The following is a 23250-nucleotide window of genomic DNA, read 5'->3' as shown; positions in this document are numbered from 1 at the left end:
TGCCCACCGCGCATCAGACTTGCATGTTCATCACATCGGTGTAGGCCTGAACAATGCGGTTGCGACTCTGAAGCGTGGCCTGAAACGCGATGTTCGACTTGACGCCAGCGAGCATCGTTTCTTCCAGACTGACCGTGGGATTACCGAATGTGACCTCGCGGCTCAGGCGACCAGACTCACTCTGCAACTGGCTTGTGGTTGAAAGCGCCTGCTTCATCGCGTCCAGAAAACCGCCTCCCTGGATGCTCGGTGCTTTGGGCACAGAGTTTCCCAGCGAACTGACAGGCAATAGTGCATCCAATGGCTTTGTCGTGACGTTCATGCCGAGGCTTTCTGGTGGCGAAGAGTTTGCGAAGTTCTGCCTCGAAATCTGTACCGAGGCGATGCCCAATCGTAGAGATTGGAGTTCGATCTGTAGCTTTCGCAACGCAAGGCGTCACCCGTCAATCCCGCCGTTCGGGATAACAGAAACTTCATCTTGCCGACATCGCCGTGGGTCGCCGCATCCCTGGGGCCCAAAGAGCCGAGCCCAAGCGAAGCGCGCCGCACGAAACAGCCGTGGCTCACAGCCGCTGCGAAATCTCCAGCATTGGCTTGATGCTGGACCCAAAGCGGCTCATGGAGGCATGGTTCTGCTCCAGTTCGCTGTAGGGCAAATACCGGATTCCCAGCTCTGACACCCTGGAGAAGGCGGGCCTTTGAAGTTGCTCAGCGACCTTGTCTCTGCGATTGTCTGGAGCCACCAGAAACAGGGCGCAGTTGCCCGCAACCGGCGTTCCCAGGGCCAGATCGAGCATGCGTACGATGCCCGAATAGATGGACGTGGTGTGTTCGACTTCGAATGCGGCGGCGAATTGCGAGGTCTGGGGATCAACCCATACGACATCGATCAGTCGCACGGACTCCAGTCCTCGGTCCAGGCTGGCGGGCAACTGCGCCATGCATCCATCTCCCAGCAGCCCCCCGCCATAGGCGCGGCCCCGGTCGTTGGACGCTATCCAGACCTCAAATCCGAGCGCATTGCCCAGGTCGCGCAGCGAAGCCTGGACACCCGTGTGGGTCGCATCGCTCTCGGTCGCTTGGGACAGTTCTCGTTGCAATGCGGTGGATTCCTGCCGCACACGTTCAAGGTCTTCTTGCCAGAGAGCTGTCGCCGCTACATCCATTGCTTGTGGCGGCGCTTCATATCGGCCACTGCCAATGTCAAACATGAGTCCTGCAATCGCGCCCAGATCGTTCGACAGTTTTAGCCGGTACCGCGCGTTCAAGCGCAGCAAGCCCTCCCGCATGGAGAGATAGTGGTCCCAGCGCCCAAGCTTCACGCGCCCCCCGGTCACCGCGTTGAAACCATTGACGATGGCCGTGTTGAAGGGAGAGACCAGCGTTGGGTGGATGAAATACAGCAAGTTGGCGACCGCTGGGCCCAAGCCTTTGATGCCAATCGCATCAATGCGCTGTATGGCGGCCACTACGTCTTCTGCGCAGTCACAGTGATCGCAGGTGTGCAGGAGGTCCGCAAAGGCGCGCTGGTTGCTCGTGTTCTCGTAGATGTCCGGAATCCGCAGCTTGGGCTTCCAGAGGAACGCGTGGTCCGCTCCCTTGAAAATCTGGCGCTGCTCTGCCACGGAACCCACGATCGTCTCCAGCGAGGAGCCTCGGTAGGCGTTGCCAAACGTTCCGCCCCGGATGTCCTCCACCACCTGCGCGATGCCTCGGCGAATGGAGCGGAAGTTCTTGATCCGCTGATCCCACAGGAACCAGGTGTTGTAGGTGCTGCTTGGATGTGCCTTCCAGCAGTCTATGAGGGTTGCCAGGGGGTCATGCATCTGTCGTGAGGTGCTTGCCAATGCTCTGTGCACTGGGGAAATACATCGAAAAACAAGTCCTGCCATCGGCCGAACTCACGGAAATCCGCCCCCGGTGCGCATGAACAATCGCCTGGGAAATGGACAAGCCCAGGCCCGCGCCGTCCGAGTCCAGCTGCTTGCGCGACTTGTCCGCCCGAAAGAAGCGGTCGAACAGGCGGGGGATCATCTGAGCATCGATGGAAGGTCCGGTGTTGACGACATCCACGGTGGTTCCGTGCAGGTCCCCTTGAATGTCCACGACCACCTGCTCGCCAGGTGGGGTGTAGCGAATGGCGTTGGACAGGAGGTTGCTGAGCGCCCGGCGCAGCATCAACCGGTCGCCAACGATCTCCGCCGCCCCGACCAATTGCAGTCGGACCTGCTTTTCTTCGGCAAGGGCCTCGTAGAAGTCAAACAAAGCCTGTGCTTCGTCATGGACCGCAATTCTCTCCGTGCTGGGAAGAATGAGCCCGTGGTCAGCCTTGGCCAGGAACAACATGTCAGCCACCATGCGGGCCAAGCGCTGGTACTCCTCGGCGTTGGAGGCCAATATGTCCTGGTACTCCTCGGAAGAACGAGCCTGGCTGAGCGTGACCTGCGTCTGTGTCATCAGATTGTTGATCGGCGTACGCAGCTCGTGAGCCAGGTCCGAAGAAAACTCGGACAGGCGGTCGAACTCCTCCTTCAGGCGCCGGAGCATCTCGTTGAGGGTGGTCGCCAGGTCGGCCATCTCCACCGGAAACTCCTGGGTTGGCATCCGCTCATCCAGTCGCTGTGCCGTGATGGCCATAGCGCGGGACCGCATGGCGCGAAGGGGGGCCAATCCATTCTTTGCGGCCCACCAGCCCAGGACCCCAGCCACCAGTGTTGCCAATGCCACGTAGCCCACAAGCACCCAAATCAATTCGTACATGAAGTGCTTGTGGTGGGCAATGTCCACCGCCACCCAGACCTGCAGCGGAGGCTCTGCGGAACCTGGCAGCGTCACGGCTTCGGTCATCCCCCGGTACTCACGCTCCTTGATTCGCCACGAGGCAACCCCCAAGCGGGAATGCTGGGTCCGCGCGCTCAATTCCGCAGGAAACTCAAAGTCCTCCGTCGAGTACAGCGATTGACCATTGCGAAGCACGGTGACGAAGAGGCCCTCATGGCTGTGCAAAACGTCATCCAGCCGCGTCTTCAGATCCTGCGGCGACTTCGATTTGCCGATGACTTCACGCGTCAGGTGAACCTTGTCACGCAATGCATCGCGGTCAAGCTCCACAAAATGTCGGTCGATGGAAATTGCCACGAGAGTCCCCAGGCCGATCAGCACCAGGGCGGACGCCAAAGTGAAAAAGGCCGTCAGCCGCGTGGTGAGCGAGTACCTTGCCTTCACGCACTCTCCTCGGGAGCCTCAAGCACATACCCCATGCCTCGGACCGTCTGGATCAGCTTGACTTCGTAGGCATCATCCACTTTGGCGCGCAGCCGTCGCATCGCCACCTCGATCACATTGGAGTCGCTGTCGAAATTCATGTCCCAGACCTGTGATGCGATCAAGGAACGGGGCAGCACTTCCCCTTGGCGGCGCATCAACAGCTCCAGCAGTCCAAACTCCTTGGCAGTCAGGTCGATACGCTTGCCTGAGCGGATGACCCGCCGGCGCAGGAGGTCGAGTTCCAGATCAGCCACCTGCAGCAAAGTCACCTCGGTGCCGTTTCGTCCGCGCCGCAAGATGGTCCGCACCCGTGCCAGCAATTCCGCAAAGGAAAACGGCTTGACCAGGTAATCATCCGCACCCAGCTCCAGACCTTTGATCCGGTCCTGTACCTGATCCTTGGCGGTGAGGAATAGCACCGGCATCTCCTGGCCGTGGCGGCGCAGATTCGTGAGCACCTGCCAGCCGTCCATCCCAGGGAGCATGACATCCAAGATCACCAGGTCGTAGTCACCTTCCTGGGCAAGGTGCAGACCATCCACCCCGTTATGGACCAGATCGGCATTGAAGCCAGCTTCGCGCAACCCCTGGCGCAGGTACTCGCCGGTTTTGACTTCATCTTCAACGACCAAAATCTTCACGGGGTCCCCCTGGCACTGCGAATGGCCGCAAGTGTGCCTCCAGATCACAGGCTTTCGTGCACATGACAAAGATGTAATGAAGCCGTTATGTCCACGGAAGCCGTGGGCTCACACAATGCGTTGCATCAAGAACTCATGGTGAACCTATGAAAAATTCCTGGCTTTCACGACCTATCTCAAGCCGCTGGCTGGCCGCAGCGCTGGTGGCGCCGTCCATGGCATTTGCCCAAATGCCCGAGGCAGACTCCGCCAAGGTGGAGTATCAGCTGTCGTACCGATCAGCCCTGGCTGGCTTTGACGCGTACAAAGACCAACCCGTACAGCCCTGGAAGGCAGCCAACGACAAGGTCGGCGAAATCGGTGGATGGCGCACCTACGCCAAGGAAATGCGCCAGGCACCTTCCGCATCTGGCCAGGAGCAGCCCGCACAAGGGCATGACGCACACCATGGAGGCAAGCAATGAGCCGCCCCTTGCGCATGCCCCGCGCCAAATTAATGGTCGTTGTGGCCGCCGTCACCGTTTTGTCTGGCTGCGCCAGTGTGAATCTGGAGCAAAACCTCTCCAGCGCCAACGCAGCTACAGGCGGCTTCACGGACGGTCAGCTCACTTTGGCACGGGGTCAGAACGAACGAGATGCCTTGCGCCAGCGCGCCTCCGATCTGCTGGCCAAGCCGCTCAGCCAAAAAGATGCCGTGCAGCTCGCGTTGGTCAACAGCCCGTCGCTGCAAGCGATCGTCGCGCAAAACTGGGCAGATGCCTCTAACGCAGCGCAATCGGGCCGCATTGCCAACCCGATTTTGACCTTGGAGCGCGTTCGCCTGGGCAGCGAAACTGAGATCGGACGCCTGTTGTCGTTCGGCCTGCTGGACCTGCTGACGCTGCCCATGCGCAAAGGCATCGCTGATCAGCGCATCAAACAAGCCCAGTTGCGCCTGAGCAGCGACGTGGTGGACCAAGTCACGCAGGTCCGGCAGTCGTGGGTGCGCGCCGTTGCGGCACAACAGACGCTCACCTATACCCAGCAGGTCGTTGCCAGCGCCCAGGCCAGTGCAGAGCTGTCCAAGCGCATGCAGGCGGTGGGTAACTTCAACAAGCTTGAGCGTGCCCGCCAGCAAGCGTTCTATGCCGACACGGCAACCCAGTTGGCCAGCGCCCAGCACCAGGTCACCGCAGCACGCGAGGAATTGGTCCGGCTGCTGGGCCTGGACGATAGCCAGGCGAAAGAACTCAAGCTGCCGGAGCGCTTGCCTGCGCTGCCAAAGGAGCCGCTGTCTTCGTTGGATGCAGGCCGCCAGGCGTCCAAGGGACGGCTCGACCTACAGATCGCCAGGGCCGACTATGACGCAGCTGCGCGCGCGCAAGGCTGGAACACGGTCACGACATACACGGACATCGAACTGGGAGTGCGGCGAGACTCTGTGTTCGATGGGACAGAGGGCACCCACTCGACACGTCGTGGTTTTGAGATCAGCCTGCAGCTTCCGATCTTCGACTGGGGCGGTTTGCGGCGCGACGCCATGAATGCACAGACGCTGGCGGCAGCCAGCCGCCTGGAGGCCACCGCCCGCGCTGCGGGGTCGAATCTGCGCGAAAGCTACTCGGCCTACCGCACTGCCTACGACATCGCCCGCCACTACCGCGATGAGGTGATCCCACTGCGAAAAGTCATCTCCGAAGAAAACCAGCTTCGCTACAACGGGATGCTGATCAGCGTTTTCGAATTGCTGGCGGACTCCCGCGATCAGGTCAGCTCGGTGATGGCTGCTCTGAATGCAGAACAACAGTTTTGGCTGGCGGACGCGGCGCTACAAGCCTCTCTCATCGGAAAACCCACGAGCGCTGGCGTCGCGGGTAGCGGCGGCGCCGCTGCTGCAGAAGCTGGTGCCGGCCACTGATCCCCCAAGGAAACCAACATGAATTCAAGACGAGATTTTTTCCGGTTTGCTGGCATTGCCGGAGGGGCAGTGGCCGCAGCGAGTGTGAGCCGCGTGGCGATGGCCGCACTGCCAGAGCCCATTTTCCAGGGCAGCGCCGACACCATGGCCCCCTTGGTGCCCAACTCCGGGCGCCCCTACAACCCGGTGGTCACGCTCAACGGCTGGACGCTGCCCTGGCGCATGAACCAGGGGGTCAAGGAGTTCCACCTGGTGGCAGAACCCGTTGTGCGCGAAATGGCCCCTGGCTTCAAGGCCCACCTGTGGGGATACAACGGCCAGAGTCCTGGTCCCACCATTGAAGTGGTGGAAGGCGACCGCGTTCGCATTTTTGTGACCAACAAGCTGCCCGAGCACACCAGCATCCACTGGCATGGACAGCGTTTGCCCAATGGCATGGACGGTGTGGCTGGATTGAACCAGCCCGCAATCCAGTCGGGCAAGACCTTCGTCTACGAGTTCGTGGCACGCCGCCCGGGCACCTTCATGTACCACCCGCATGCCGATGAAATGACCCAGATGGCCATGGGCATGATGGGCTTCTGGATCACGCATCCGAAGACCAAGCATCCGCTGATTGATGAAGTGAATCGAGACTTTTGCTTCCTGCTCAGTGCGTATGACATTGAGCCCGGGGCCGCGACGCCCAAGGTTGCAGAGATGACGAACTTCAATCTGTGGACATGGAACAGCCGCATCTTTCCTGGCATCGACTCCTTGAACGTCCGGCTCAACGACAAGGTGCGTATTCGCATCGGCAACCTCACCATGACCAACCACCCGATGCACTTGCACGGTCACGAGTTTTTGGTGACGGGCACGGATGGTGGTCCTACACCCAAGAGCACCCGTCTCTATGAAGTGACCACCGACGTGGCCGTGGGCCAGATGCGCCAGATCGAGTTCCTCGCGGACGAAGAAGGTGACTGGGCATTCCACTGCCACAAGAGCCACCACACCATGAACGCAATGGGTCACGACATTCCCACCATGATTGGCGTAGACCACCGGGGCGTGGCCAAGAAGATCAACAACCTGATTCCCGACTACATGGTCATGGGCGAACGGGGCATGGCGGACATGACCGAGATGGAGATGCCTATTCCGGACAACACCGTCCCCATGATGACCGGGGAAGGCCCCTTCGGCTCGGTGGAGATGGGTGGCATGTTCAGTGTCCTGAAGGTGCGCCGCGACCAGAAGCCAGGCGACTACAAGAACCCGGGTTGGTACAAAAACCCGGAGGGCACGGTGGCGTATGAGTACACCGGTCCGATGGCGGAGCCTGCCCGCTTCAAAGCCGAGGGCGGCCAGTCCATGCCCCGCAAAGAGAAGTCCAGTTCGGACACTGTCGTCAAGGTCAAAAAGCCGTCTTCGCACAGCGGCCACTGATCGCCTCCTTTCCTCATCCACAACCCAAGGTAACTATGAAACGCACTCTTTCCCTGATCGCCGCCTCCGCCCTGGTGGCCCTGTCCTTCAACAGCTTTGCGGGCGGTACCCACAGCGGCGGTCACGGCCATGGAAGCGAGGAGTCAGCCATCGGCGAACCAGGCAAAGCCTCCAAAGTCAGTCGCACAATCAACGTGGACATGGCTGACACCATGCGCTTCACGCCCGCCGCGATCTCCGTCAAGCAGGGCGAAACGGTCAAGTTCGTGATCAAGAACAGTGGCCAGGTCAAGCATGAGTTCAGCCTGGGCACCGATGCCGAACTCAAGGAGCACTACGAGACGATGAAGAAGTTCCCGGACATGGAGCATGACGAGCCCAGCAAGGTGTCGCTGGCCCCCGGCAAGCAAGGCGAAATCATCTGGCAGTTCACCAAGGCTGGCGAAGTGAAGTTCGCCTGCCTGTACCCAGGCCACTACGACGCAGGCATGAAGGGCCAGGTCACGGTGGTCAAGAAGTAATCGGGGAATCCCTGCACGCAATTGAACAAGGAGCTCGTATGAAAAACGCAAACACTTTATTGATCGGCGCTATGTTGTCGCTGGTCACTCTCATGCCGCTGTCGGCCGTGGCGCAGGCCGCTGGAGACGCCGGAAAAGCCGCATCCACGACCGCAGCCTCCATGACCGATGGAGAGGTGCGCAAGATCGACAAGGACGCCGGAAAAATCACCATCAAGCATGGCGACATCAAGCACTTGGAGATGCCGGGGATGACCATGGTGTTTGCTGCCAAGGACAAGGCCCTGCTCGACAAGGCGCAGGTCGGCGACAAGATCCGCTTCATGGTGATCAACGAGGGCGGAAAGATGGTGGTCACCGCCATCGAGCCTGCCAAGTAAGCGCAAAAAGTGTCTCGATACGCCCTCAAGAAAAGGGGGCGTTCTTCTGTTCGCACGTCAACCTACCAAGGAAAAATCATGAGAACTCTCCTTATCGCCCTGGCCATGACCGCCGCATCGTCCGCATTCGCCGCTGGCGACACCCAAGAGGCCACGCCCTACACCAACTCCAAGGCGCAAGCGCATGGCGAGGAACACAAAAAGGCCCGTCCTGCGACCGGTGTGAAGCGGACCAAGGATGGCAGTACGGCGCGGGGTGAAGGCTCTGGCATTGCCGACACCAGCAAGGCCGAAGCCCGTGGTCAGGAAAAGGCCAATGCGCGTGAAGCCATGCCGCACAAGGAAGCCACTCCGGGCTCCACGCCCAAGTAGTTCCGAGACAGAGAGGTGGCAAAAAAGTAGCAACCGCCCAAAGACCTCAGGCCGACCATCGCTGCGTCAAGGCGATGGTCGGCGGCTCCAAGGCGGTGTCAATGCCCGCCGCGATGAACGTGTGCCGGAGCAGATCTTTTGCGGTACGGACGCGTAGTCAAGAGGGCGGGTAGCCCGCCTCGGTGAGCGCTTCCGCAAGCGTCAGGCGGTCTTCAGCACTCTGCACCGTAACCAAGCGCTTGGACATGTCCACCTGCACCTTGCAGCCAGGATCCACCATCTGCAGTGTCTGGTTCACCATCCCTGCGCAGTGCCCGCAGGTCATGTCGGGAAGCTGGAATTCATGCATTTACTTCTCGTGGCAAAGAGTTGAGAGGAGTGCAGTCTCGGACTTGCCACAGTGGCAAGGTCAACCACTTTTTCCTCCATGGCACAGACACGCCTCGCCATGGGCGGCCGCGACAAGCTCATTAAGAATTCCACAGCTCTGATGCGCATGCTCTCCACTGCATGCTGAGCGCAGCTGCAGCAGTTGCTTTTCCAACGCCATCATGCTGATGAGACGAGCGCGCAGCCGACTTAGCTGGTCGTCAATCAGATTGTTGACGTCTGCGCACGCCTCCTGGGGCGCATCTAGCGCACCCAACAGGCTCCTCACATCTGCCAGTGGGATGTCGAGTGCCCTACAGTGCCGTACAAAGGACAGCCGCTCCAGGTGAGCGGGAGCATAGTTGCGATAGCCGTTGGCCAGCCGCGCGGGCTGGGGCAACAAGCCTTCCTTTTCGTAAAAACGGATCGTTTCGGCGTCAACGCCTGTTGCGGCGGCCAGTTCCTTGATCTGCATGTTGAGAGCTGGATATTGGAGGTCTTGACACTGTAGCTACTCCAAGGTTTCCAATCGAGGCATCAAGGAGAGAAATTTATGAAATCCTGCTGCGACGAAGCACAAAAACCAACCTCCCAGGACCCATGCTGCGCTCCAGCCGCTCCCGTCTCTACTCAGCTTGATTCCTGTTGCGCCAGCCCGGTTGCGGCCTCTCCAGATACTTGCTGTACCCCACATTCGCTAGCAACCGCAGCGCCTTCGTTTGCAAATGGGCGTGGCCCCCAGGGAGCCATGTTCCGCATCGAGGCCATGGACTGCGCAGCCGAAGAAAGTGAGATCCGCCGCGCGCTGAAGTCAATTGCCGGGGTGCGCGGCCTGGGGTTTCAGCTCGGCGCACGCACGCTGACCATTGACGCCCCTGATGCTGTGATTCCTCAAGCCTTGGCGGCCATTCGCAAGGCAGGGTTCGACCCGCAGCCCGTGGCAACCGCTGCGGCAACGGGCGAAGCCCCTGGGCGGGCCTCCACCACCGACGAACTCGGGCGTATGGGGTTGGCGCTGGGCCTGGCCGTCTGCGCCGAAGCCGTGGCCTTCTTCTCTCCAGACACGCTGGCCTTCAAGGGCATTGGCATGGCCCTGGCGGCGGCGGCCATCTGGCTGGCGGGCTTTTCCACCTACCGCAAGGGGTTTGCCGCCTTGCTGCAGGGACGGCTGAACATCAATGCGCTGATGACGGTGGCCGTGACCGGCGCGTTTCTCATTGGCCAATGGCCAGAAGCCGCCATGGTGATGGCCCTCTATGCCATTGCTGAATTGATCGAAGGCCGCGCGGTAGACCGTGCACGCAATGCCATCAAGAGCCTGTTGGATCTCACGCCCGAGACGGCCGAAGTACGCCAGCCTGACGGCAGCTGGAAATCGGTGGCCGCTGCACAGGTTCCCGTCAACGCCATCGTCCGGGTCAGGCCGGGCGAGCGCATGCCGCTGGACGGCACGGTGGCCGTTGGGACCAGCGCAGTCAACCAGGCGCCGGTCACGGGAGAGAGCATTCCGGTGGACAAGGTTCCTGGAGATCCCGTGTTTGCTGGCACCATCAACGAAACAGGCACCCTGGAGGTGATGGTCACGGCAGAGGCCAGCAACACCACCTTGGCCCGCATCATTCACTCGGTGGAACAGGCGCAGGGCTCACGCGCCCCCACACAGCAGTTCGTGGACCGGTTTGCTGCCATTTACACCCCGGCTGTGTTCATCATGGCCGTTCTTGTGGCGACGCTCACTCCGGTCTTTATGGACCTGACGTGGGTGGATGCCGTCTACAAGGCTCTGGTACTGCTGGTCATCGCCTGCCCCTGTGCGCTGGTGATCGCAACGCCGATGACGGTGGTCAGTGGTCTGGCTTCTGCGGCCCGGCGTGGCATCCTCATCAAGGGCGGGGTTTACCTGGAAGACGCGCACAAACTCAAGGCCATTGCGCTCGACAAGACCGGCACGATCACGGAAGGAAAACCCAAACTGGTGGCCCAGCACGTGCTGGCCAGAACGTATCCCGAAACCCAGATTCTGGGCTGGGCGGCGGACCTGGCCGGTCACTCTGACCACCCCGTGTCCAAGGCCATCGCGCAAGGACTGTCTGCTGGCCAGGGCATCGTGGCAGGCTTCACGGCCCTTGCCGGACGTGGTGTGGAAGCCCAGCTTGATGGCCAACCCCTGATTCTCGGGAATCACCGGCTCATCGAGGAACGGGGTCTTTGCAGCCCCGCCATTGAGGCGCTGCTACGGGCACAGGAATCGCAGGGCCGCACGGTGACCCTTCTGGCCAGTCAATCGGAGGTTCTTGCCATCTTTGCGGTGGCCGACACCATCAAGGACAGCTCACGGGAGGCCATCGCCCAGCTACACGCGCTGGGAATCGCCTCGGTCATGCTGACCGGAGACAACCAAGCCACGGCAGAGACCATCGCCAAACAGGCGGGCATCGACCAGGCGCATGGAAACCTGCTGCCAGAAGACAAGCTGTCGGCCATTGAGCAGATGCAGGCCCAGTACGGTGCCACGGCGATGACGGGGGATGGCATCAATGACGCACCTGCGCTGGCACGCGCCGACATCGGCCTTGCCATGGGTGCAGCAGGAACCGACACGGCCATGGAGGCTGCGGACATCGTCATCATGAATGACGATCTGCGCCGCATCCCCGAAGTCATCCAGCTCTCCAGGCGCACGCGGGGCATCCTTCTTCAGAACATCGTGCTGGCGCTGGGTATCAAGACGGTGTTCTTGGTGCTTGCGGTCTTTGGGAACGCGTCGATGTGGATGGCGGTTTTTGCGGACATGGGGGCCAGCCTCCTGGTGGTTGGCAATGGGCTGAGGCTGCTGCGCGGCACGCGCGCTCACGCGGTCCGCGCTGTTGGTTAGATCTAGCGGGTTCAGTGAACGTGCTGATGGTGCACGTCAGGAGCATGGGGATGGGCGTGGGTCACAGGCTCATGGGTGTGCTTGTGGCTGTGGCTGCCAGTTGGCATTACTACGTGCACATGTGCATGGTGCCCATCGTCGTGCCGGTGAGCATGCTCATGCTCCAGCACTTCGTGCGTGTGCTCGTGTCCATGGCTTTCCGCCAGATGGAGCATTACTCCCGCCAACATGAACACTCCACCCAAGAGCATAAACCACCCCGCAGAGCGTTCCCCGAAACCGAAGGCCACGGCAGCACCAATGAAGGGCGCGAAGGCGAACACCGAGCCCGTCCGCGCCGCACCAAATGCCCGCTGGGCCAGGAGGTAACAGCGCAGACTCAGGCCGTAACCAGTGGCTCCAACGGCGAGAAGTCCCAGTGCTGCGGACAGGGAAGGCAAAGGCTCCCCAGTCGAAACAGCCAATGCAGCCGTCGCTGCGGCCCCCAGGGTGGCCTTGGCCATCACCACCTGGCTGGGGTCGCGCTCAGCCAGCCCACGGGACAAGGTGTTGTCCACCCCCCAGGCGACCGTGGCCAGCAGCACGGCAAGCAGCCCCAGCAACTGCACGCCTCCTTGCAGGCCTTGGTCCAGAACGAGCGCCATTCCTCCTGCGAGCAGCAACAGCATGGCGGCCCACACGCGGCGGTCCATGGTTTCGCTGTACAGCCACCATGCCAGCGTGGCGGTGAACAGCGCTTCCAGAGTGAGCATGAGCGACGCGCTGGCTCCGCTCGTGTGCTGCAGGCCCCAGGCCAGGGCCACCGGCCCCAGCGCGGCGCCAAAGCCAGCCATCGCCAGAAGGCGCGGAATGTCGGACCTCTGCACTCGCGCTTCATGCGCAGCAGTCCGCAGCGACAGTGCCCCGATCAGGGCCGCTCCTAAGTACAGCAGCGCTGCGGTCGTGAAGGCCCCGAGCCCTGCGCCCAGCCTCTGTACCGCGGGCGTGCTGATGCCGAAGAGTACCGCCGCCAGCAGGGCGAGAAAGCCACCGCGCAAGGCGGGAAGATGCAAAGGGTCACGCTTCATAGGTGAGGGATTTGAGCACGACATCGGAGTCTGGTAATCCCCAGAACTGGACAAGGCAAGGGGTTCAAAGACGGAAATAGCTGACTCGACGAGAAGTGGAAGGTCTGCTTTCGAAGAAAGCGGCCAACGACATTGTCAGACTGAGCGACGGCAACCAGCCTGAAGCTGCCACACCGGAGGTCGGTGCTATCGAGATGTCGCACATTTCGCAGGCCCAGGGTTGGCCAAGCACATGGGCGCGCTCCAGATGGCGAAAGCTCAGCTGTGCCTGGCCTGCGTTGTCAGCAGTCTTGGCTGCCTGCAGTTCAGCATCCACGGCGGGGCGGATTCTTGTTCCAAACGTTGTCATGCTCAGGCCTTGTTTGACACGCCGCGCAGCAGGCGCAGGCCGTTGATCACCACCAGAAGGCTGGCCCCCATGTCGGCGAAGACAGCCATCCACATGGACGCGCTTCCGAACACGGCGAGGACCAGGAACAAGGCCTTGATGCCCAGGGCGAACACGATGTTCTGCAAAAGGATGTTGCGTGTGCGCCGAGAGAGCCTTATGACCTCGGGGATGCGTCGCAGATCGTCATTCATGATGACGATGTCTGCGGCTTCCATGGCCGTGTCCGTGCCCGCGGCGCCCATGGCAATGCCGATGTCGGAACGTGCAAGCGCCGGGGCATCGTTGATCCCGTCCCCAGTCATCGCGGTGCGACCGTGTTCAGCCTGCATTTTCTCGATGGCAGACAGCTTGTCCTCGGGTAGCAGATTTCCTTGCGCCTTGTCGATGCCCGCCTGCTTAGCAATGGCCTGCGCCGTCGACACGTTGTCACCTGTGAGCATGACCGACGCGACGCCGAGCTCGTGCAACTGCTCTATGGCCTCGCGCGAGCTGTCCTTGATTGTGTCAGCCACAGCAAAGATGGCAAGAACCTCCCGTTCATCCGCCAGAAGGGTGACCGTGCGCCCCTTGGCTTCGTGGCTGGCGAGCAGTTCCTCTATCGCTGGTGAGCACAGTCCCCGCTCTTCGATAAGGCGGTGATTCCCCAGCACCAGCGTCTGTCCTTGAAGTTGGGCTTCTATGCCCCTGCCGGCAAGCGCCTTGAAACCGCTCACACCGCCCTCTCCGGCATCCAGGCCCTGTGCGATGGCCTTCGATACAGGGTGATCCGAATGTCCTGCGAGATCCGCCGCCCATCGAAGCACAACAGCTTCAGGCTGCTGGGATGCAAGAACGGCCTTCTCCACGAGCTTCGGCTTGCCTTCCGTGATCGTCCCGGTCTTGTCCAGCGCGATGGCCTTGAGCTTGTGTGCATCTTCGAGGTACACCCCACCCTTGATTAGGATCCCGCGGCGAGCCGCCGATGCGAGCCCGCTGACCACCGTGACAGGGGTTGCAATCACCAGGGCGCAGGGGCATGCGATGACCAGCAAGACCAGCGCCTTGTACAGCGCCTGCATCCATGTGAAGTCCAGGAACACAGGGGTCAGGACTGCGACCAGGACAGCGATGATGAACACCGCTGGCGTATAGATGGCCGCAAACCGATCAACGAATTGTTGTGTCGGAGCCCGCGAGCCCTGGGCTTGCTCGACCGACTGGATGATGCGGGCCAAGGTTGTATTGCTTGCTGCGGCCGTCACCGTGATTTCAATGGTGCCGGTCTCGTTGATCGTGCCTGCGAATACGGGGTCGCCCTGCACCTTGTCCACCGGGATACTCTCTCCCGTAACCGGTGCCTGGTTGACAGCGCTGGTACCGCTGGCCACGGTCCCGTCGAGCGGTATACGCGCACCAGGCTTCACGCGAACGATCGTGTCTATTTGCACATCCGCCGCCGGCGTCATCGTCCAGCTTCCGTCGGGCTGGCGGACTTCAGCGGTATCTGGCGTGAGGTCGAGCAGGCTCTTGATCGCATTTCTAGCCCGGTCGACTGCCCGTCCTTCAATCAGCTCGGCGATAGCGTACAAGGCCATCACCATGGCAGCCTCTGGCCACTGACCAATGAGGAAGGCCCCGGTCACGGCGACGGTCATCAGGGCATTGATGTTCAGGCGCCCTTGCATGAGCGCTGCGAAGCCCTTGCGGTAGGTGGAGAAGCCTGCGAGCCAGATCGCTGCGGCCGCAACGGCCATGCCGATGCCCTTGAACACCGTGGTGTCCGGTGCGAAGAAAGACAGGGTCTCCGCAGCAATTGCCAGCGCAAGTGCCAGCACCATCCGCCAAAGTCCTTCTGCCGTATTGCCGTGGTCATCGCTATCAGCCCCACCTTGGGTAGGCGCCGCAGGCTCCGGATTGAAGCCCGCCTTGCGGATTGCAGCCACAGCCTCAGGGATCACGTCCTCAGGCGCGTCGATCGTCAGAGTGCGCGCACCCAACTGGAAGCCCAGCCCTCGCACACCCGATATGGGCTCCAGCGCGCGCCGGATTTCGCTCTCTTCAGCGGCACAGTCCATCGTTGAGATTCGGAACACGGTCCCCTTCGATACGAAACCCGCAGGGGGAGCGGGTGCTGGCGCCGATGCCTTCGCGTCTGCAGCGCAGCAGGCGTCTGCAGCATGGTCGTTGTAGGCGTTCTCTTTCGAATTCATGGTGTTGGTTCCTTGGTGTAATGTGATTGGAAACCTTCAAGTAACTTCAGAGTCAAGCGCTGCGATGTGTTGACTGCGGCGCCAACCCGGGCGGGTGGAAATCTGCATGGCGGCTTCTACTTTTTGGCCTTCACGACCTCCTGGGAAACCAGGTCTGCCAGCTGCTTTGCTCCGAAACTGGGAAGCGCGCGACCATTGACAAAGAAGGTCGGCGTCTTGTTGACCTGGAGCGCGGTGAGATCCTGCACATCCTGCTGGATGACAGCATCCATCGTTGGGGCAGCCATATCCGCCTGCGCGCGTTGCAGGTCCAAACCAGCTTGCGCTGCCGCCCTAGAGGCCAGCTCCAGGCGAGGGGAGCCGTGGTCTGCCCAGCTTGGCTGCGTGTCGAGCAAGGACTCAAGCACGGGAACGAATCGATCTTGCTTGCGCGCGGCTTCCAGCAGCTTGACCACCTGATCTGCGCCCCTGTGAAAGGGGGCGTACCTGATCACCAACCGAACATCGGAGGGGTATTGCCGCATCAGGTCTTTGACGATGGGATAGAAGGCGCGGCACGTCTCGCACGCGGGATCAAAGAACTCCACGATGGTGACCGGCGCTTCGCGAGGACCCAGGACCGGTGAGTGCATCCGCACAAGGTGCTCGGACTGGCTGATGGCGATTGCTTGCTGATCCAACTGTGCGTTGCGCTGGTATACGTATGCACCAACAGCGAAGGCACCTGCTGAAACGATCAGCACAAGGGCGACGATTGCTTTTCTAGAGATCATGACGGGTTCCGCGCAGGTAGACGAAGAGGAGCGCTGCTATGGCAGCGAAGGATGCAAACGAGAGCCAAGGCAGCTCCAGACCCCAAAAGATGCTGAGCTTCTGGTTGGCGCAAGACACTCCTGCGGAGCATGGGATCCACGCCTGAGGAACCAGCCCTGCCACCAGGAGGCTGTGATAGCCAGCGATCACCAAGCCAGTGAGTGCCATCGGCAACGCGTAGACAGCTCCTCGGCGGTCTTCTGCGTACAGTGACATGCCAAGGACCAGAGCGATGGGGAACATGGCGATGCGCTGGTACCAGCACAGCACGCACGGTGTCATGCCCATGACTTCGCCGATGAACACGGCACTGCCGGTAGCCACGATCGAGACCAGCCAGGCGCACAGGAGTGGTAGCCAAGGCCTGCTCATGGGCACCAGCCCTGCGTGCGAGATTTGAAAGCGCGCGCCCGTGTGGTGCTACGCGCCCATGAGATCAGTAGGCCGCACGAAACGTCGGCAAAGACCATGGGAACTCCCTGAAACGAACGGACAGGCCAGCTACAGCACGGCGGGCTGGCTCGCGAGTTGGCAGCGGTTTCGGTGAGGAACCGATGCCCTGGTCAGGCCAGGGCGCGCCACTGCGGGCGTTCAGGGCGGAGAGGCGCGGGAGGAGGTTTCAGTGCAAACGCGATTGCACCAAAAAATTCATGGACCGCCGCGATAGCGGCAATGAGGCTGGGTTGTGGTGCGGCCGGGTTGTGCGAATGACAGACGCCGCAGTCCAGGTCGGCCCCGGAGGCATCCGTTTGCTGCGAAGAATCGAGAGCGATCTCGTACACCGGACCCACGTCAAAAGGGTTCTCCTGCGATTGCAAGATCTCAAGACCATGCACGCCGGCAATATGCGCGGCACCGCGTGCATCTTTGTGCGCGTAAGGAGCCACTGCAGCCCAGCACAGTTGCAAAGGCAACAGTGCGATGAGCAGAGCGAGCAGTTTGGAACGCATTCGAAAATTGTAGTGGCCCCGCCTGGGAACCACCACTGCGAATGGCTGTGCCCCATGCAAAACATGGGAAGAATCGGCCCTACGAAGATGCCCGGATAACGCCAAGTTTTCGCGCAGATTACATCTCTGCAAGGTAGGCCCATGTCAGGCGAAATTTGTTGACCTTGAAGCCACTACAAGCTTTCAAATAGCCCCATCACGACATGCACAGGAGGATGTGATGGGTTTCTTCAACAAGCTTTTCAGTGGACACCACGGCGGTGGCCGCGGCCATCATGGCGGACATTACCGAGACAGTGACCACAATCGCAGCTATGGCAACGGATACAACACCCCGCGACCAGCAAACCTCGTCGCGTGCGCGAGCTGCGGCTGCGCGAACCAGCCAGGGGCAAGGTTTTGCCAACAGTGTGGAACCAGTATGGTCGCAACGCAGTGCACCAAGTGCTCTACGGTAATCGCACCCAGTGCACGATTTTGCGGGTCCTGCGGTCAGGCCAGAGGGTGACCGAAATCTACGTGCCGGCATGCCGAGCACTCGATTCGGGCGTGGGGCGCTCACACAGTGCCACGGGTGACGGCATCCGGGTCAGGACGTCGGTCAGGCCGCAACACATCTACACGATGCAAGGGGAGCAGCGTGCCATTGGAGTTTCTTCGAGAGATCGAAACTGGCACCTTGCCAAAGCAGGTAACGAAGACTGGGGACATCGACCTGCTTCGTCTGCTCTCCGCAGCAGGGATGGTTGAAGCAGACCTACCAGACGTAGCAGGCTCGGGCACGGCGACGGTTCGCCGGATCACTGGTCTTGGTCGTGCATGGCTCGCCGCGAACAGGAGCAGTGCAGCAACTTCGGCGTCTTCGTCGGGCCCCCTGGCTTGAGTCCAATGCGCATCAACGTGCCTGCTTGGTTCCTGGGTGCTGCGAACACATGACGAACTTGTAATCTCTCGGTGCGCAACTTGTCGGCATGCGGTCAGCAGACTGTCACATGTGCAATGTAGAGCGTCCAACGGTTGGTGCGGTCTGCAGTGCACGTTGATTCCAACCAAGGAGATATCTCATGGCAGTCCGTACCGTACTCACCGCTCTCTCTTTCGTAGCCCTTGCAGCCCCGGCAATGGCAAGCAGCGTCATCCACTCTGCGCCGACAGAACTGGGCTACACCACCCATCCAGAACATGCCGAGGTTGGCAAGTCGCGCGAACAGGTTCTCGCCGAAATGGACCAGTCCAAGAAAGACGGCACGTGGCAGTACCACCGCTTCGGTGCACCAGTTCCGGTGAAAGGCAAGGCCATAACCCGCGAAGAAGTGCTGGCTGACCTGGAGCGCTCTCAGAAGCACCCAAGCTGGGCGGCACGCCGCGTTGGTGCACCAGTCCCGGCCGTTCCCGCCCCCTGATCCCAACTGCGTTGATTGCACGTCAAACCCTCGATGTCGGGGTTTGGCTGGCAGCAATGAGTCTTGACTCTGGACCTATGCAAAGGTCTTCACCAGTACAAGGCCAATCTCGGTCTTGCCATTGGTACTGGCTGCGGTCGTGCGGCCTCCGTGCATGCGCGCAATCGCCGAGGTGATGGCCAAACCTAGTCCATGGTTCTTCTGCCCATGCTCACGGGAAGCAGAGGCGCGGAAGAACCGATCAAATATACGTCCCAGGATCTCAGGCGAGACCATTTCGCCTTGGTTCGCGACGACCAAGCTCACCTCTGTGTCTGACACGATGACTATGTTCACTTCGATGGCAGTGCCCCGTTTCGCGTATTGGGTTGCGTTCCCGATCAGGTTGGACACGGCGCGCCGAAGTAGCGGTTCATCGAAATGGCCGGAGCTATCGCCTGAGACCTTCAGTCGCAAATCAGCATCCGCCAGTGCGGCCTCATGGTAATCAGCCACTCGTTCGACGATTGCCGCAAGGCTTGGGACAAATGAACGTCTTGCAGTGGCGCCCCTGTCTGCCTGCGACAGAAACAGCATGTCGTTGATGATGCCAGTGAGGCGGTGAAGTTCTTCCAGGTTGGAGGACAAAACTTCCTCCATATCGAAGTTCCCTGGTCGTCGCAGCGCCAGCTCATTGCTGGCGACGAGCGTTGCCAAAGGGGTTCGCAGCTCGTGCGAAACGTCAGCGTTGAATCCCTCGAGTTGGGTGTATGCAAGATCCAGTCGGCCGAGCAAGCCGTTGAACTGCTCCACCAGAGGTACAAGCTCTGCGGGCTGACCGGCACCGTCCAAGCGCGGGCGCAAGTTGTCAGCGGACAAGGACCTCAGCTGGTACGCAAGCTGTCGCACTGGGGCCAGGCCGTAGCTCACGATGGACATGCCTCCCAGCGAGATGACGAAGGTCCCCACAACTGCGGCTATCGCCAACGTGATGGCCAGCCGGTTCAGGTGCTGGACATCGGAGGAGATGTTCATTGACAAGTCGACGTTGAAAGTCTGGCCTTTTCCGTCGGTGGGCTGGACGGCGAACATCCTCGACACCCTCCGAGAATTGTCCGGGGATGGTGCAGCTTTCGGGAACACCATGTCCCCATCCTGGGTGCGGACGAGCACGCGAAAATCTTCGTGCCCAATCAGGAAATCGCTCAACGGATGCTCCTGCGAGCTTTCCTTGGCATGCTCGTCGATGTTGCTCAATAGGTGCCTGACGATAGCTTCCTTCTGAGTGAGCGTTTCGACCTGGCGCTGCCTGAGGTTGTGGGCCGTGACCAAGTAAACGACAAGGCAGACGATGCCCAGGCCCACGAGGCTCTGCGCAGCGAGCCAAAGCGATAGACGAGCGCGCAGCGAGTGCGCGCGTGGCAGGGGGTTCATTGCTCTCGCTCTTCCATCACATAACCCATGCCACGCACCGTGTGCAGCAAGGTCTTGTCAAAGGGCAAGTCCATCTTCGTGCGCAGCCGTCGAATCGCCACCTCCACCACATTGGTGTCGCTGTCGAAGTTCATGTCCCAGACCTGTTCTGCAATTTCGGTGCGAGAAAGAACTTCGCCCTTTCGTCGCAGGAACAATGCGAGCAGCAAGAACTCCTTTGCCGTGAGTTCAAGCCTCTGGCCTCCACGCGTAGCCTTGCGGCGTATCAGGTCGAGTTCAAGGTTCGCGATGCCCAGCACGGTCGGCTCGCCAGCATCCTTGGCGCCGTGCGCCCGGCGAAGCAGCACCTGCACGCGGGCAGATAGTTCTGAGAAGGCGAAGGGTTTGACCAGGTAGTCGTCAGCACCGGTTTGCAAGCCGCGCACCCGGTCTTCGACACTGACCCGGGCGGTGAGCATCAGGACGGGGGTCTGCTTCGTCTTGCGAAACGCCGTCAAAAGCGTGAACCCGTCAATGCCAGGCAGCATGCCATCGAGTATCAGAAGGTCGTACCCACCCTCCAGTGCCATGTGCAGACCATCGACACCGTTGTGGACGATATCAACGTTGTGCCCCGCTTCGCCAAGCCCTTTCTTGAGGTACTCGGCGAGTTTGATCTCATCTTCAATGACCAAGATTTTCATTCGTTGATTCTCCTGGAGATCGACCGCGGAGCCGATTACAAATTCGTAATCTGGGTGTCTGCAACTTGTCCCCCACGCCTTTCTAGAGTTCGCACCAGGTCCTCGCACGCGGCGAGAACCATGTCAACAGGCGAACACTATGAATAAGCAGGCAAAACTCATTCTCTCGCTGACTACAGCAGCATTTCTGGCCCCGAGTGCGGCGATGGCCTCATCCCTGTACCACGAGGCAGGAGGCGAGGTCGGTGCAACAACCCATCCCAGCCATGTATCAGATGACCTGCTGCGTGGCGACGTCCAGAAAACAGTTGACGCGGCTCGAAAAGATGGCTCGCTCGATATTCTGTCGCGCGGAGGAGTGGTGCCGACGAAGTCCACAGAACCTGCAAAAACCAGAGAACAAGTACGCGCAGAGTTTCTCAATATGACTCCCGAAGAGAGGATACGGCTACTACGGGAGCGTGGAGGCCGCTAAACGGGCGTACGCAGCAAAATAGGGGGTGAGAGCAACTGATCGCCCCCGGGCTAGTTCCATCGCGTCGCAGAAGACATGGTGCGATTGCTAATTCTTTCTTCAGTACATGCAGGCCGATTGTGGGTCGATTCAGCGTACTGTTCAATGCTCTCGACGTCAGATGAGTTTCAGACTGCGCGGCTTCACGGAGCCCGGGCGACGGCCTACCCGTTGGGGGCAGTGGCTCCCGCGACGCCCTGCCATGCCAGCAGAGAGACTGGTGCTATGGATCAGTGTGTACGTGGCGCTGGCCTACAACGGTTCTTTTTTGAAGGCGAGCACGGCTGGCCGTGACTGGTTGGCACTGGACACATGGGTGTATGCCAGCGCACTGGTGGTTGCCTTGATTGCGCTGCACGGGCTGATCTTCAGCGCCGCTGTGGTCTGTTGGAGCGTTCGGCCTTTGCTCACTGCATCAGTGCTGGTTGCAGCCTTTGCAACCTTCTACATGCAACGCTATGGCGTCTATTACGATCCCAGCATGCTGCGCAATGTGCTGCGGACAGACACCGCTGAAGCCAGCGAGCTGATCACCTGGAGCTTGATCGCCCATGCCTCGCTGTACTCGGTGGTGCCATTGTGGGCGATATGGCGCATTCGCTTTACCCAGACTTCCTTGTGGCGTGCCGTCCTGCGGCGCCTCGTTTTCAGCGCTGCGTGCGCCATGGCGCTGGTGGCCGCCGTGCTCCTCATCTTCCAGGACTTTTCTGCGTTGATGAGAAACCAAAAGGAGCTGCGGTACCTCATCACTCCCGCCAACGTGATCTACTCGACAGCTCGGGTCTTGTCGGCCGATGTCGATACACCCAAGTCCCGGCAATCCGTCGGCCTGGATGCTCGCATGGCAGCACCAACAAAGACCCAAAAGCCGAAGCTGCTGTTCCTTGTAGTAGGAGAGACGGTGCGTGCTGGAAATTGGGGACTCAATGGCTATGAGCGCCAGACTTCACCGAACCTTCAAGCGTTGAACGCAGTCAACTTTGGCGACGTCACCGCCTGCGGAACAGACACGGAAACGTCACTTCCTTGTATGTTCTCGGCGATTGGACGGCGAGACTACGATGAAGCTCGAATTCGCTCATCCGAGTCGCTACTCCATGTTCTGGCACGGGCCGGCATCACGGTGCACTGGAAGGACAATCAGTCGGGCTGCAAGGGCGTCTGCGATGGCCTCAGCAACATCCCGGTGGACCCGCTTGCCGCTGCAGCACTTTGTTCTGAGGGGAGATGTCTCGACGAAGTGCTTCTTCAGGGGTTGGAGTCCGTCACTGAGACTTCTGACACTACGACGGTTGTGGTCCTGCACATGCTCGGCAACCACGGGCCCGCCTATTTCAAGCGCTACCCTGCAGCCTTCAGGCGTTTCGAACCTACCTGTGATACGGGCGAGTTGCGCAAGTGTGATCGCCAGAGCATCGTGAATGCCTATGACAATGCGGTGCTCTACACCGACCATGTTCTGGGCCAGGCCATAGCTTTTCTCAAGCGCCAGGAGAGCCGCTTCGATACGGCGATGCTCTACGTGTCCGACCACGGCGAGTCGCTGGGCGAGAAAGGGCTGTTTCTTCACGGCCTGCCCAGAGCAATTGCACCAGACGAACAGACCAAGGTGCCTATGGTCTGGTGGCTGTCGGAAGGCTTCAAGGAGAGCCGTGGGATCAACAGCGCCTGCTTGAAGGAGAAGGCGTCGGCCGCCTTGTCGCATGACAACCTCTTCCACTCTGTGCTCGGGCTGCTAGGTGTCTCGACCCAGGTCTATGAAATGGACCTGGACATTTCGGCGGCGTGCAGGCCGATTGACTGAAAGATCCAGGCTGGCGCGCTTGGGCGCCCCGCCTCAATGGCGAGTGCGTTGATCAGAACCCGTTCGTCTTCGGGCTCGCAGTTGGGTCAACCTTCGGTCTCGCATGCGATTGGCCAGACGCTGGCTGTACTTTATGCCTTTGGTTCGCTCCGGATGGCGTTTCAGCCAAATGCGGCGGACCCGCCAGAACGTCAGCACCGTGGCGATCAGGCTGATCCATATCCAAATCAGCTTAGCCGCTAGTCCGTGACCCATGGCCTAAGACGTTTC

25 protein-coding genes are annotated in these 23250 nt (G+C 60.5%); 11 read left to right on the top strand and 14 right to left on the bottom strand.

Features of this window, described 5'->3' with window-relative positions:
- Positions 1-13: 13 nt before the first annotated feature.
- From fliE to C8C96_RS23385, 4 genes are all read right to left on the bottom strand, one after another.
- On the bottom strand, positions 14-322 hold the full coding sequence (gene fliE, locus C8C96_RS23400; RefSeq protein WP_015012923.1) for a flagellar hook-basal body complex protein FliE: 309 nt from the start codon (positions 320-322) through the stop codon (positions 14-16).
- Positions 323-563: 241 nt separating this feature from the next.
- Complete coding sequence (locus C8C96_RS23395; protein WP_056637572.1) at positions 564-1826, bottom strand: hypothetical protein; 1263 nt, start codon at positions 1824-1826, stop codon at positions 564-566.
- Positions 1819-3225 (bottom strand): heavy metal sensor histidine kinase, encoded by a 1407-nt coding sequence (locus tag C8C96_RS23390; RefSeq protein ID WP_056637569.1) that lies wholly within the window; start codon positions 3223-3225, stop codon positions 1819-1821. Before C8C96_RS23390 ends, C8C96_RS23395 begins: the two co-directional genes overlap by 8 nt.
- A complete protein-coding gene (locus C8C96_RS23385) occupies positions 3222-3908 on the bottom strand; it encodes a heavy metal response regulator transcription factor (protein WP_056637568.1) in 687 nt (228 codons plus the stop codon). The genes C8C96_RS23390 and C8C96_RS23385 overlap by 4 nt, the downstream gene beginning before the upstream one ends.
- Before the next feature lie 146 nt (positions 3909-4054).
- Between C8C96_RS23385 and C8C96_RS23380 the strand changes: the two genes are divergently transcribed.
- From C8C96_RS23380 to C8C96_RS23355, 6 genes are all read left to right on the top strand, one after another.
- Complete coding sequence (locus C8C96_RS23380; protein WP_056637565.1) at positions 4055-4372, top strand: hypothetical protein; 318 nt, start codon at positions 4055-4057, stop codon at positions 4370-4372.
- 14 nt (positions 4373-4386) lie between these two features.
- Positions 4387-5805, top strand: coding sequence for a TolC family protein (locus tag C8C96_RS23375; RefSeq protein WP_370107379.1), 1419 nt, complete (start codon positions 4387-4389; stop codon positions 5803-5805).
- An 18-nt stretch (positions 5806-5823) separates the two neighbouring features.
- Entirely contained in the window at positions 5824-7236 is a 1413-nt protein-coding gene (locus C8C96_RS23370) for a multicopper oxidase family protein (RefSeq protein WP_056637559.1), read from the top strand.
- A 35-nt stretch (positions 7237-7271) separates the two neighbouring features.
- A complete protein-coding gene (locus C8C96_RS23365) occupies positions 7272-7757 on the top strand; it encodes a plastocyanin/azurin family copper-binding protein (RefSeq protein WP_056419630.1) in 486 nt (161 codons plus the stop codon).
- A 38-nt stretch (positions 7758-7795) separates the two neighbouring features.
- Entirely contained in the window at positions 7796-8137 is a 342-nt protein-coding gene (locus C8C96_RS23360) for a copper-binding protein (RefSeq protein ID WP_056419633.1), read from the top strand.
- Positions 8138-8215: 78 nt separating this feature from the next.
- On the top strand, positions 8216-8509 hold the full coding sequence (locus tag C8C96_RS23355; protein WP_131798401.1) for a hypothetical protein: 294 nt from the start codon (positions 8216-8218) through the stop codon (positions 8507-8509).
- Between the two features lie 157 nt (positions 8510-8666).
- Here the strand turns inward: C8C96_RS23355 and C8C96_RS23350 are convergent, their stop codons facing one another.
- Both C8C96_RS23350 and C8C96_RS23345 read right to left on the bottom strand, forming a co-directional pair.
- On the bottom strand, positions 8667-8858 hold the full coding sequence (locus tag C8C96_RS23350; RefSeq protein ID WP_056637557.1) for a heavy-metal-associated domain-containing protein: 192 nt from the start codon (positions 8856-8858) through the stop codon (positions 8667-8669).
- 60 nt (positions 8859-8918) lie between these two features.
- Positions 8919-9353 (bottom strand): Cd(II)/Pb(II)-responsive transcriptional regulator, encoded by a 435-nt coding sequence (locus tag C8C96_RS23345; RefSeq protein WP_056637555.1) that lies wholly within the window; start codon positions 9351-9353, stop codon positions 8919-8921.
- A gap of 78 nt (positions 9354-9431) precedes the next feature.
- Between C8C96_RS23345 and C8C96_RS23340 the strand changes: the two genes are divergently transcribed.
- Positions 9432-11753 carry a cation-translocating P-type ATPase gene (locus tag C8C96_RS23340; protein ID WP_233584301.1) on the top strand — a complete coding sequence of 774 codons (2322 nt, stop codon included), beginning with the start codon at positions 9432-9434 and terminating at the stop codon, positions 11751-11753.
- A gap of 11 nt (positions 11754-11764) precedes the next feature.
- Here C8C96_RS23340 and C8C96_RS23335 read toward each other — a convergent pair whose 3' ends face one another.
- The 6 genes from C8C96_RS23335 to C8C96_RS23310 all read right to left on the bottom strand — a co-directional run bounded on the left by C8C96_RS23335 (position 11765) and on the right by C8C96_RS23310 (position 17163).
- Positions 11765-12820: a DMT family transporter gene (locus tag C8C96_RS23335; RefSeq protein WP_056637549.1), complete on the bottom strand. Its 1056-nt coding sequence runs from the start codon at positions 12818-12820 to the stop codon at positions 11765-11767.
- Between the two features lie 64 nt (positions 12821-12884).
- A complete protein-coding gene (locus tag C8C96_RS23330) occupies positions 12885-13169 on the bottom strand; it encodes a DUF3703 domain-containing protein (protein WP_121943790.1) in 285 nt (94 codons plus the stop codon).
- 2 nt (positions 13170-13171) lie between these two features.
- Positions 13172-15400, bottom strand: coding sequence for a cation-translocating P-type ATPase (locus C8C96_RS23325; RefSeq protein ID WP_082576856.1), 2229 nt, complete (start codon positions 15398-15400; stop codon positions 13172-13174).
- A gap of 116 nt (positions 15401-15516) precedes the next feature.
- Positions 15517-16173, bottom strand: a complete 657-nt coding sequence (locus tag C8C96_RS23320) for a thioredoxin domain-containing protein (protein ID WP_056642951.1) — start codon at positions 16171-16173, stop codon at positions 15517-15519.
- Positions 16163-16585 (bottom strand): disulfide bond formation protein B, encoded by a 423-nt coding sequence (locus C8C96_RS23315; RefSeq protein WP_056642948.1) that lies wholly within the window; start codon positions 16583-16585, stop codon positions 16163-16165. Before C8C96_RS23315 ends, C8C96_RS23320 begins: the two co-directional genes overlap by 11 nt.
- 191 nt (positions 16586-16776) lie before the next feature.
- Entirely contained in the window at positions 16777-17163 is a 387-nt protein-coding gene (locus C8C96_RS23310; RefSeq protein WP_056642945.1) for a hypothetical protein, read from the bottom strand.
- Between the two features lie 220 nt (positions 17164-17383).
- Here C8C96_RS23310 and C8C96_RS25470 point away from each other — a divergent pair, with 220 nt between their 5' ends.
- Complete coding sequence (locus C8C96_RS25470) at positions 17384-17671, top strand: zinc ribbon domain-containing protein (protein ID WP_082576855.1); 288 nt, start codon at positions 17384-17386, stop codon at positions 17669-17671.
- A gap of 556 nt (positions 17672-18227) precedes the next feature.
- Positions 18228-18566 carry a DUF4148 domain-containing protein gene (locus tag C8C96_RS23295; RefSeq protein WP_082576853.1) on the top strand — a complete coding sequence of 113 codons (339 nt, stop codon included), beginning with the start codon at positions 18228-18230 and terminating at the stop codon, positions 18564-18566.
- Positions 18567-18641: 75 nt separating this feature from the next.
- Here C8C96_RS23295 and C8C96_RS23290 read toward each other — a convergent pair whose 3' ends face one another.
- A complete protein-coding gene (locus tag C8C96_RS23290) occupies positions 18642-19979 on the bottom strand; it encodes a heavy metal sensor histidine kinase (protein WP_121943789.1) in 1338 nt (445 codons plus the stop codon).
- The gene (locus tag C8C96_RS23285) at positions 19976-20662 is read right to left on the bottom strand and encodes a heavy metal response regulator transcription factor (RefSeq protein ID WP_121943788.1); all 687 of its coding nucleotides are present in this window, start codon (positions 20660-20662) and stop codon (positions 19976-19978) included. Before C8C96_RS23285 ends, C8C96_RS23290 begins: the two co-directional genes overlap by 4 nt.
- Before the next feature lie 139 nt (positions 20663-20801).
- Between C8C96_RS23285 and C8C96_RS23280 the strand changes: the two genes are divergently transcribed.
- Both C8C96_RS23280 and C8C96_RS23275 read left to right on the top strand, forming a co-directional pair.
- Positions 20802-21137: a DUF4148 domain-containing protein gene (locus C8C96_RS23280; protein WP_121943787.1), complete on the top strand. Its 336-nt coding sequence runs from the start codon at positions 20802-20804 to the stop codon at positions 21135-21137.
- A 241-nt stretch (positions 21138-21378) separates the two neighbouring features.
- Positions 21379-22980 carry a phosphoethanolamine transferase gene (locus tag C8C96_RS23275; RefSeq protein ID WP_056637682.1) on the top strand — a complete coding sequence of 534 codons (1602 nt, stop codon included), beginning with the start codon at positions 21379-21381 and terminating at the stop codon, positions 22978-22980.
- Positions 22981-23250 lie beyond the last annotated feature (270 nt).

Origin of the sequence: Acidovorax sp. 100 (genome assembly GCF_003688355.1) — a bacterium.
Classification (GTDB): domain Bacteria; phylum Pseudomonadota; class Gammaproteobacteria; order Burkholderiales; family Burkholderiaceae_C; genus Acidovorax; species Acidovorax delafieldii.
This window is presented reverse-complemented; position numbering and strand designations above follow the sequence as displayed.

Bases quoted from the DNA above. Each gene is read 5' to 3' on its own strand.
- C8C96_RS23275 (WP_056637682.1), top strand. From the start codon at position 21,379: ATGCCAGCAGAGAGACTGGTGCTATGGATCAGTGTGTACGTGGCGCTG.
- C8C96_RS23310 (WP_056642945.1), bottom strand. From the start codon at position 17,163: ATGCGTTCCAAACTGCTCGCTCTGCTCATCGCACTGTTGCCTTTGCAA.
- C8C96_RS25470 (WP_082576855.1), top strand. From the start codon at position 17,384: ATGGGTTTCTTCAACAAGCTTTTCAGTGGACACCACGGCGGTGGCCGC.
- C8C96_RS23340 (WP_233584301.1), top strand. From the start codon at position 9,432: ATGAAATCCTGCTGCGACGAAGCACAAAAACCAACCTCCCAGGACCCA.
- C8C96_RS23355 (WP_131798401.1), top strand. From the start codon at position 8,216: ATGAGAACTCTCCTTATCGCCCTGGCCATGACCGCCGCATCGTCCGCA.
- C8C96_RS23380 (WP_056637565.1), top strand. From the start codon at position 4,055: ATGAAAAATTCCTGGCTTTCACGACCTATCTCAAGCCGCTGGCTGGCC.
- C8C96_RS23285 (WP_121943788.1), bottom strand. From the start codon at position 20,662: ATGAAAATCTTGGTCATTGAAGATGAGATCAAACTCGCCGAGTACCTC.
- C8C96_RS23375 (WP_370107379.1), top strand. From the start codon at position 4,387: ATGCCCCGCGCCAAATTAATGGTCGTTGTGGCCGCCGTCACCGTTTTG.
- C8C96_RS23335 (WP_056637549.1), bottom strand. From the start codon at position 12,820: ATGAAGCGTGACCCTTTGCATCTTCCCGCCTTGCGCGGTGGCTTTCTC.
- C8C96_RS23370 (WP_056637559.1), top strand. From the start codon at position 5,824: ATGAATTCAAGACGAGATTTTTTCCGGTTTGCTGGCATTGCCGGAGGG.
- C8C96_RS23315 (WP_056642948.1), bottom strand. From the start codon at position 16,585: ATGAGCAGGCCTTGGCTACCACTCCTGTGCGCCTGGCTGGTCTCGATC.
- C8C96_RS23295 (WP_082576853.1), top strand. From the start codon at position 18,228: ATGGCAGTCCGTACCGTACTCACCGCTCTCTCTTTCGTAGCCCTTGCA.
- C8C96_RS23325 (WP_082576856.1), bottom strand. From the start codon at position 15,400: ATGAATTCGAAAGAGAACGCCTACAACGACCATGCTGCAGACGCCTGC.
- C8C96_RS23330 (WP_121943790.1), bottom strand. From the start codon at position 13,169: ATGACAACGTTTGGAACAAGAATCCGCCCCGCCGTGGATGCTGAACTG.
- C8C96_RS23280 (WP_121943787.1), top strand. From the start codon at position 20,802: ATGAATAAGCAGGCAAAACTCATTCTCTCGCTGACTACAGCAGCATTT.
- fliE (WP_015012923.1), bottom strand. From the start codon at position 322: ATGAACGTCACGACAAAGCCATTGGATGCACTATTGCCTGTCAGTTCG.
- C8C96_RS23345 (WP_056637555.1), bottom strand. From the start codon at position 9,353: ATGCAGATCAAGGAACTGGCCGCCGCAACAGGCGTTGACGCCGAAACG.
- C8C96_RS23350 (WP_056637557.1), bottom strand. From the start codon at position 8,858: ATGCATGAATTCCAGCTTCCCGACATGACCTGCGGGCACTGCGCAGGG.
- C8C96_RS23290 (WP_121943789.1), bottom strand. From the start codon at position 19,979: ATGAACCCCCTGCCACGCGCGCACTCGCTGCGCGCTCGTCTATCGCTT.
- C8C96_RS23365 (WP_056419630.1), top strand. From the start codon at position 7,272: ATGAAACGCACTCTTTCCCTGATCGCCGCCTCCGCCCTGGTGGCCCTG.
- C8C96_RS23395 (WP_056637572.1), bottom strand. From the start codon at position 1,826: ATGCATGACCCCCTGGCAACCCTCATAGACTGCTGGAAGGCACATCCA.
- C8C96_RS23360 (WP_056419633.1), top strand. From the start codon at position 7,796: ATGAAAAACGCAAACACTTTATTGATCGGCGCTATGTTGTCGCTGGTC.
- C8C96_RS23320 (WP_056642951.1), bottom strand. From the start codon at position 16,173: ATGATCTCTAGAAAAGCAATCGTCGCCCTTGTGCTGATCGTTTCAGCA.